The sequence below is a fragment of the Streptomyces sp. NPDC022910 genome (assembly GCF_055561075.1).
The window spans coordinates 1-8,046 of the sequence record NZ_JBVHHL010000118.1 but is presented as its reverse complement, the minus strand read 5'-3'; the positions used below and the strand labels follow the sequence as shown (position 1 = coordinate 8,046).

The 8,046-nt window shown below is 66.8% G+C and carries 6 protein-coding genes and 1 pseudogene; 3 read left to right on the top strand and 4 right to left on the bottom strand.

What is annotated here, in order from left to right:
• Window positions 1–321 precede the first annotated feature (321 nt).
• Window positions 322–1,362, top strand: coding sequence for an AAA family ATPase (locus ACZ3TS_RS41940; RefSeq protein WP_467628206.1), 1,041 nt, complete (start codon window positions 322–324; stop codon window positions 1,360–1,362).
• On the top strand, window positions 1,359–1,919 hold the full coding sequence (locus tag ACZ3TS_RS41935; protein WP_467628203.1) for a guanylate kinase: 561 nt from the start codon (window positions 1,359–1,361) through the stop codon (window positions 1,917–1,919). The genes ACZ3TS_RS41940 and ACZ3TS_RS41935 overlap by 4 nt, the downstream gene beginning before the upstream one ends.
• Before the next feature lie 57 nt (window positions 1,920–1,976).
• On the opposite strand, the gene ACZ3TS_RS41930 is transcribed toward ACZ3TS_RS41935, so the two are convergent.
• The 4 genes and pseudogenes from ACZ3TS_RS41930 to ACZ3TS_RS41915 form a co-directional block, all read right to left on the bottom strand.
• Window positions 1,977–2,810 carry a DUF1932 domain-containing protein gene (locus tag ACZ3TS_RS41930; protein ID WP_467628200.1) on the bottom strand — a complete coding sequence of 278 codons (834 nt, stop codon included), beginning with the start codon at window positions 2,808–2,810 and terminating at the stop codon, window positions 1,977–1,979.
• Window positions 2,807–3,526, bottom strand: a complete 720-nt coding sequence (locus ACZ3TS_RS41925) for an HAD family hydrolase (RefSeq protein WP_467628197.1) — start codon at window positions 3,524–3,526, stop codon at window positions 2,807–2,809. The genes ACZ3TS_RS41930 and ACZ3TS_RS41925 overlap by 4 nt, the downstream gene beginning before the upstream one ends.
• 84 nt (window positions 3,527–3,610) lie before the next feature.
• Window positions 3,611–4,874 (bottom strand): annotated as a pseudogene (locus ACZ3TS_RS41920) (amino acid--tRNA ligase-related protein).
• A gap of 796 nt (window positions 4,875–5,670) precedes the next feature.
• The gene (locus ACZ3TS_RS41915; protein ID WP_467628194.1) at window positions 5,671–6,525 is read right to left on the bottom strand and encodes a GNAT family N-acetyltransferase; all 855 of its coding nucleotides are present in this window, start codon (window positions 6,523–6,525) and stop codon (window positions 5,671–5,673) included.
• Between the two features lie 289 nt (window positions 6,526–6,814).
• Between ACZ3TS_RS41915 and ACZ3TS_RS41910 the strand changes: the two genes are divergently transcribed.
• Window positions 6,815–7,798 (top strand): phosphotransferase family protein, encoded by a 984-nt coding sequence (locus ACZ3TS_RS41910; RefSeq protein WP_467628192.1) that lies wholly within the window; start codon window positions 6,815–6,817, stop codon window positions 7,796–7,798.
• The last annotated feature ends 248 nt before the right edge of the window (window positions 7,799–8,046 follow it).

Below are 8,046 nucleotides of genomic sequence, written 5' to 3'. Positions count from 1 at the left end.
GCGAGTACTTACTGGGTGGTGCCACGTCTTGCCTCTCGTTTCCTTACGTAGAGATCCTATTGGGTCCCTGTCCGGAAACTTCGGGGCACCTCAGACGCACGTCCTCGAGCAGCGCATGGTGAGGCTCCATCGGTTAATCGCCATGGAGGGCGAGGGGCTTGCAACGGTCACGTCGGTGTGACCATGACAGCGTTCCGGAGGCGTGCGGAGTATCACGAGCCGTTACCGAAGCTGCTCATCAGCCGTTCATGGCCGAAGGACCTGACTTTTCAACATCCGCTTTCACATGCGTTCATGAGAGGCTGACCTAGGCTCCGGATCATGACCAGGGATGGGCAGGCGGTAGGCGCAGTGGGGAAGAGTCGGCCGGGGTGGCGCCCGGACAGGCTGAGGCAGCAACGCGAAGCCCACGGCCTGACGCTCGAAGGCGCGGGCGAGCAACTGCGCGAGGTGGCACGGGCTGCGGGACTCGCGGTGCCGGCCGCCAACTTCCAGACGCTGTGGCAGCACGAGCAGGGCGAGGTCTATCCCGGACCGCACTATCGCCGCGCGTACTGCCTGTTGTACCGCGCGACCGAGCCTGAGCTCGGCTTCCGCAACGCCCTGCCTGACGAGGCTAGGAAGCTCAAGTTCACCGAGTCGAGCGAACCGCACAACGGGGCCCACGTGCTGGCTGTGGAGCGGGCGTTGCTTCAGCTCTCGCCTGGTACGGAGGACACCGACGGACGAGGCATACAGCAGCGCATCCTCGATGCGTGGAAGCGCCGCCACACCGGCGGCGACCCAAACAAGCCGACGCTGATGATGGTTGGGGGGTACGCAGGCAGCGGGAAGTCGGAGTTCGCTCGCTTCATATCCCAGCTCACCGGCTGGCCCGTCCTCGACAAGGACCCGATCACGCGCCCCCTCGTCGAGCGCCTCCTCGTAGAAATGGGCAGCGACCCGAATGACCGGCACACCGACCTCTACCGGGAGAAAGTCCGCCCACTGGAATACCAGTGCCTGCTGGAGACCGCCTACGCGAACATCGACTGCGCGATCAGCACGGTACTCACCGCACCGTTCATCGCCGAGATCACCGATCCTCGGTGGATGCGGCGCCTGATCAATCGCTGCGAAGCACGTGGCGTCACCGTCGCTGTCGTCTGGATCCAGTGCGACATCGACACCATGTACGAGTACATCAGCTTCCGTTCCGCCGCACGGGACAGCTGGAAGCTGCACAACTGGGATGCGTACGCCGTCGGAATCGATCCCGAGCTGCGGCCCGTAGTACCGCACTTGGTTGTCGACAATCGCCTTGGCGCCGCGATATCGCTCACGGACCAGGTACGTCAGGTCTTCGGGACGGTGTTCCAATGAGGAGGGGCATCCTGCTGTACGGGCCACCGGCGGCAGGCAAGGACACGATCACGGACGTACTCACCGAACTCGACGCGCGGTACGTCCGGTTCGCCCGACTCAAGATCGGGGAGGGGAACACCAAGGGCTACCGAATGGGCACGCCGGAACAGCTGGCCGCCCTGGAGGCACGCGGCGACGTCATCTACCGCAACGAGCGGTACGGCAACATCTACGTTGTCGATCGGCCTGGCCTCGAGAACGCCATGGAGGGTGGCCGGATCCCCGTCATCCACCTCGGGCAAATGACGGGCATGGGGCAGGTCTCCTCCCTATTCACTGCGCACTGGGTGCGCGTGCTGCTGTGGTGCTCCAAGGAGACCACCGCCCTACGCTCACCGCAGCGGGGCGACAAGGACACGGCGGATCGGCTGACTGCATGGGACGCCACAGAGGCCGATCTTGCGGCCCATCCGCAGACTCAGTGGCATCTGCGTGTGGACACAGATACGACGGCGCCCCGGGAGGCAGCCAAGAGAATCGACGTCATCGTCCGCACCGCGTCATCGGACGCCTGACAGCCAGGATGCCGGCGCCCCGGTTTGTGCAGCTCAACTCGGGTCGTCCAGGTCTTGCTAATCGTGCAGGGCTTCCAGGGCCTCGGCAATTTCCAGTTGCTCGTCCCTCTTGCCGTCCCACCGGGCGAGCGTCGCGGCAGCGGCGTGCATCAGGGAGTCCGGCAAGCCGACGTCAGAGAGCAGAGCTGCCGCGTCCTCGAGTTCCGGGCCCCAGCGCCAGGCACGGGCTGCGGTCTTGGGGATGTAGTCGGTCTCCACGAGGTAGCTGCGGGTGCGCTTGGCCGCAATCACCAGCAGTTCGTCCGCGACGCCGTACGACTCAGCGGCTCCGTACGCCACGGCAGCGAGGACACGAGAGACCTTCTGGTAGCTGGAGTACGCGAGCTTGAGTGCGGATGCTTGGCCGATCGTGTCACCGAGGACGTGGGTCCGCACATCGGTTCCCGCGAAGAGTTCAACGATCCGGTCAGTCTGCTTACCGGGGCCAGACAGATAGAGCATCGGGGTCTTGCCGCCCACCGGAGGCGATCCGACCACCGCAGCATCGATGACCGGCACGGGGCCCAGGCAGTCGGCGATACGCTGCACGCGCTGCGGAGCGACGGCGTTCGCTTCGACATAGATCGTATCCGTGTCGACCATGCCGAAGTCGGCCACCTGGGCGGCGACCTCCTCCGCAGCGGCCGGTGGGCATAGGGAGAGCAACACGCTGGAGCGGGAGACGAGCTCGGGCAGTGCCTCGGATTCGAGACCCGCGTGCTCAGCTCTGCGGCGGGTAGCGTCGCTGCGTCCGTCTGGACACCACAAAACGGTGTGGCCGCAGTCGCGCATCTGGGAGCCGAAGGCGGATCCCATGCTGCCGGGGTGCAGCAGTCCGACGGTGTACGTCATGCCGTGGCCCTCGCGTGGTCGGCGCCATGCAGAAGCAGGTAGTCGATGGCGGCGCGTGCGTGCGGCACCGTGTGGTCGGGCGCGGGGTCGGCAAGTGGCCATGAGCGACTATGACCGACCCAGATGGTGCGCAGCCCCGCGGAGCTTCCGCCGCCGATGTCGTTGACCGGGTTGTCTCCGACCATCCAGCCGCCATCGCCCAGCATGACGCCACAGCGGGCCGCAGCCAGGGCGAAGTGCTCGCGCTGCGGCTTGCGCGCGTCAGCCTCCTCGGAGACGAAGACGCCGTCCACACGCTCGGCGATACCGGTGGTCCTCAGCTTGGCCTGCTGGATGTCCACCGCACCGTTGGTCGCTACCCCCACCCGCCAGCCGGCTCCACGCAGCTCGTCCAAGCCATCGAGGATCTCGGCCGGGCACGACACCGAGGCCGCGATGTCGACGCAGTACGCGCGCCACAACTCGTCGGGCGGCATGGGCAGCCGATATCGGGCGCGGATCACTTCGAATGTGGACGGGTAAGCACGCTCGGCCACCATGCCCAGCACGTGCGCCTGCTCCTCCTCAGCCAGGCCGTGCCGAGCGGTGAACTCGGAAGACCAGTCGGCCAGCGTTCCCCGTCGGTCCACGAGGGTGTTGTCCAGGTCGAAAAGAACAAATAGGCGCGGCACATCCCGCACTGTAGTGCGCGAGATCAACCAGTCATACTTCTCCACCTCACCGGACGATCGGAAGCCGGTTTCGTCGGGTACACCGTGAGGCTGAAACCCGAGGCATGTCAGCGCAAGAGGCGCGTGCAGCTACGGCGTAAGACGGTTCGGTCCGCGGAACAGGAAGGTGGCCTCGCGGATCGACTCCAGACCGAGCGCACGTCGTACCGGTGCTCGCGCTGGGCGCCGGTGGTGACCTCCAGCCCCTTCCAGAGAGCACCATCAGCACCCGCCCGAGGCCCATGCCCAGGCCACCGTGCGGTGGGCAGCCGTACCTGAACGTATTCAGGTAGTCCAGGTCGAAGCTCAAGGTCACACTCGGGTCGTCAGCCGGCCGCATGTGGTAGAAGGGCCGGATGCCGACCGGGTAGTGCGTGATGAACACGAACTCGTGCCCGGTGGCCTCCTGGATGTGGGCGCTGATGCTGCGCTCACCCTCCGGGTCCAGGTCCTCCTTGACCCCTGCCGGGTCCCAGCCGCCCTTGCGCAGGATCTCGTGCGCCTCGGCCATGGTGATGCGGGGGAAGGGCGTGGTGGGGACGGTGACCTCGACGCCGAAGTGCTCGGCGAGCGCCTCGCCGTGGGTGTTGGCGACCTTGGCGATCGCGTGGGCGAGCATCTGCTCCTCGAACGCCATGACGTCCTCCACACCGTCGATCCAGGCCAGCTCCACGTCAACGCCCGTGAACTCGGTGGCGTGCCGGGAGGTGAACGACGGCTCGGCGCGGAAGACGGGGCCGATCTCGAAGACCTTGTCGACGCCGGCCGCGATCGCCATCTGCTTGAAGAACTGCGGCGACTGCGCCAGGTAGGCGCTGCGGCCGAAGTAGCCCAGATTGAAGACCTCCGCGCCGGACTCCGAGGCGGTACCCATGAGCTTGGGGGTGTGCATCTCGGTGGCGCCCTGGGCATAGGCGTACTCGCGCATGCCCTGTTCCAGGGTGGTCTGCACGGCGAACATCAGCTGGGTGGCGGGACGGCGGCGCACGTCCAGAAAGCGCCAGTCCAGGCGCTGCTCCAGGCCGGTGTGCTCGTCGATCGGTAGCGGCGTGGCGGCCAGGTTGAGGACCTCGACCGCTTCGGGGACGATCTCCAGGCCGCCGAGCTTGACCTGGGCGGCGTCGACTACGCGGCCGGTGATTCGGACGGCGGACTCGGGGGTGAGTGCTTCGAGCTGGGCTTCCAGCGGCCCGCCGTCGCGCTTGTGGGTCACCTGCGCCATGCCGGTGCTGTCCCGCACGATGACGAACTGCATCTTGCGCTGCAGGCGGAGCGTGTTCACCCACCCGCAGACGGATACGGTACGGCCGACATGTTCTCGCAGGTCGAAGACGTGTACGCGGCTTTGGATCATTGCAGTCCTCCGTAGGACATCGTCATGATCCCTTGGGAGTGCGGGCGAGAAGGGCAACTCGCGGTACCACCGCACTTTCGCCGCCACAGATGGCGGCCTCGTTCGGGCCCGGTGACGGGGGCCAGCCGGCGGGGCATTGGACCCCACGGCGGGGCCGTTCCTCCCCGCGCTCAGGAGGGTCTTCACCTCGGGGCACGAGACCGCCTTCTTCCCAGCTGCTGGCGGCTCTCTCTACTCGCGTGATTCCTGGCTACTCGTCTCCGTCAACGCGTTGCTCGGAAGAATATGGATGCTGCGACGTCGTCCGCAATCGAGAAACGCACGGTGTCCGCAGTAGCGCCAGCCTTCTCTGTGGGTAGGCTGCGGTTCACAGGCGCGGCAAGCGTTCGAAGTCATGCCACCCTCGGCTCACCACCGTGCCACCCCTTATCTGTGGATCTGCTGAGGACCCGGGGCCCTGTTGCTAATGCGGACCAATGGCTGGATCTATCCCTACGGCCCGCGTGCCGATGGGTCCCTCAAGGTGGCGATCGGCACGCGGGCCGCAGCGTTACCGCCAGTCACGGAGTGCCGCCACGCCGACACCCGACCCACAAGCGTCCGCCAGCCCTAGCCAGGACATCATCAACCACACCGACAAGGGCTTCGGTCTGCCCATCTAATGCCCCACGGACCGCATGGTGCAGGCAAGCATTGAGTCCAGGTGCTGTGGCGTCGAGGCTGCGCGCCAGCCACGTGTTCGCTGCGCTGCCCGCAGCCCTCTGGAGTTCTTCGACGGATCTCCGGCGCGGCACCGCTAAAAGTCGTACACCGCGAAGTCGGCGATCGGGCGGTACCCGATCCGCTGGTAGAGGCCGGTGCTGGTGGGGTTGGCCAGGTCCGCGAACAGCAGGACCTCCGCCGCGCCTGCGCGTAGCGCGGCCCGGCTCACCTCGACTGTCGCGGCGCCCGCATAACCGCGGCCGCGCAGGTGGGCCGGGGTATAGACGGGGGCCACCCGGATCTGGCCCGCGACCATGGGCGTCCTACCCGCCATGGAGACGGGGGTGCCGTCCGGGGTTTCCCACAGCGTGACGCGTTCGTCAGCGATGCGCGAGTCCGCCCATGAGCCGTTGTCCGCAGCGGGAGTTCCTCCGATGGCTGTGACGAACTCCCGGTGCCAGAGCATGAGTTGTTCACGGTCCTCCTCGCCCGCGACTCGCCCCCGACCCTCAGGGAACGGATCCGGCGGTGTGAGCGTGCCCAGGCGGTACAGACGCTCCTGCTCGTGCAGCGTCGGTCTCGCGCCTGTGTGCCGCTGCCAAGCCTCGGCGAAGGAGGCGGCGGTGTCGTGGTCCGCGCTGACGCCGGGGAGAAGGGCACCGAGCCCAGCCAGGCGGCCGGCGAGGGTGTCGGCCTCCTCAGAAGTGAGGGGCGTGAGGTACAGACGGCGCGGCGGGGTACGGAAGAAGGCCGCGCGAACCTCGCCCGCCCGCTCCAGCCAACCGAAGACGGGAGCCTCGGCGCCGTACGCGTCCGCCCCGCGCGTACGCAGTGCCTCGGTCACCGTCAGCGGAACGGTGTGCAGGTCGGGGCGCGAGCGCAGGAAGTCTCCGGCTCGGGCGAGAAAACTGTTGAGGTCTTCGGTGAGGTGCCAGCCATCCGGGCGCATGCCACATGTTCCCTCGTGCTGTAGGCAGTGCGCCTGCAGTTTTCCGCTCAGGTGAGGCGGCAGGGGCTAGCGTGGCGCGCTGGAAGCCCGTCGAAGAATTCTGGCGTGACGAGGACAGGTAGATCCAGCGGTGTCACCCCGTCGGTAGGCACAGCGTCGATCGCGGAAGTTGCAGCAGGGGCGGAACCCTGCAGACTGCACCGCGGAGTGTCGGGGCTACGGCTCTTCTCTGCCGTGCCCGAGTTCAATTTCGGTGGCAGAAGGCACCCGATGGCTTCACCCTGACGGAATGTCGAATCTCATCACGCCCCGCCCGCCCTACACCTCCACTGCGGTACGCCCCAACTGGGAAGACCTTCCCCGCCACATCCGCCGGCTCATCTCACGACGACTTGGCGGGGCAACCTCTGCACGGCCAAGTGCCGGAAGCGGCTTCACCCAAGGCTTCGCCGCGGTGATCACTGGGCTGTCCAGCTCCGAGTTCGTCAAAGCCGTCAACAGTGCCGACTCGGCCCACATCGCAGACTGCTACCGGCGAGAGGCGCTGATCAACCAGGCATTGCCTGAGCCGGTGCCGGCCCCGCGGCTGCGGTGGAGCGAAGAGCAGGACGGCTGGGTGATGCTCGGGTTCGATGCCGTCGCCGGCGGGCGCATGCCCAGTGCGCCGTGGAGGCCCGACGAGTTGACCGCCACGCTCGACGCCTACACGACCACGGCGGAGGCGCTGTCCACGCCACCTGCCGCTCTCCAGATGGTGGGGCTCAAACCGATTGGTGACGGCAGTGACTTTGCCGATTGGCGCAACCTCACCGGTGGTGCCACCAGCACAGACGTCCTGCCCGCGTGGGTACCTACTCGCCTGCTGGACGCATTGGCGGGGCTGGAAGCCCAATGGCATAAAGCCGTCGCTGGCGACTCAGTCCTCCACCACGACCTGCGCCAGGACAACGTCCTGATCGACACGAACAGCCGCGCATGGATCTGCGATTGGAACTGGCCTTGCCTCGGGGCAAGTTGGTTCGATCTCGTACTTCTCCTGTCGGCAGCACACGCCGACGGGCACGATGCCACCACGCTGTTCTCGGAGCACCCCACGGCCCTCGGAGTTGACGGCGAACGCCTTGACGCCGCCCTTGCTGCCCTCGGCGGCTTCTTCCTGGTCGCCGGAGCCCAGCCTGCGCCGGACTGGTCCCCGTACCTACGCCAGCACCAGACCTGGTGTGGCGAGGTCACTTTGCGATGGTTGGCTGATCGCCGGGGCTGGCGGCTCTGACAACGATGGCCGCCTCAGCGCGACCCTGGCGAGAGCCCAGGACGGTGTCAGGCCAGACCCGACGGAGATTCTCGAAGAGTCGGGGACCGCAGTGTCGTCGGACAACGAAGATGGCATGCACCCTCGCGGGCCATTATCGAGCAGAGCGGGACACTGAGGGGCCTCGCGTTTTTCGGACAGGGTCTGGCAGAGCAATTCATGCCGTGAGTTGCAATTCCTGGAACTCGGCGTGCACTTCGCCCGGGGGG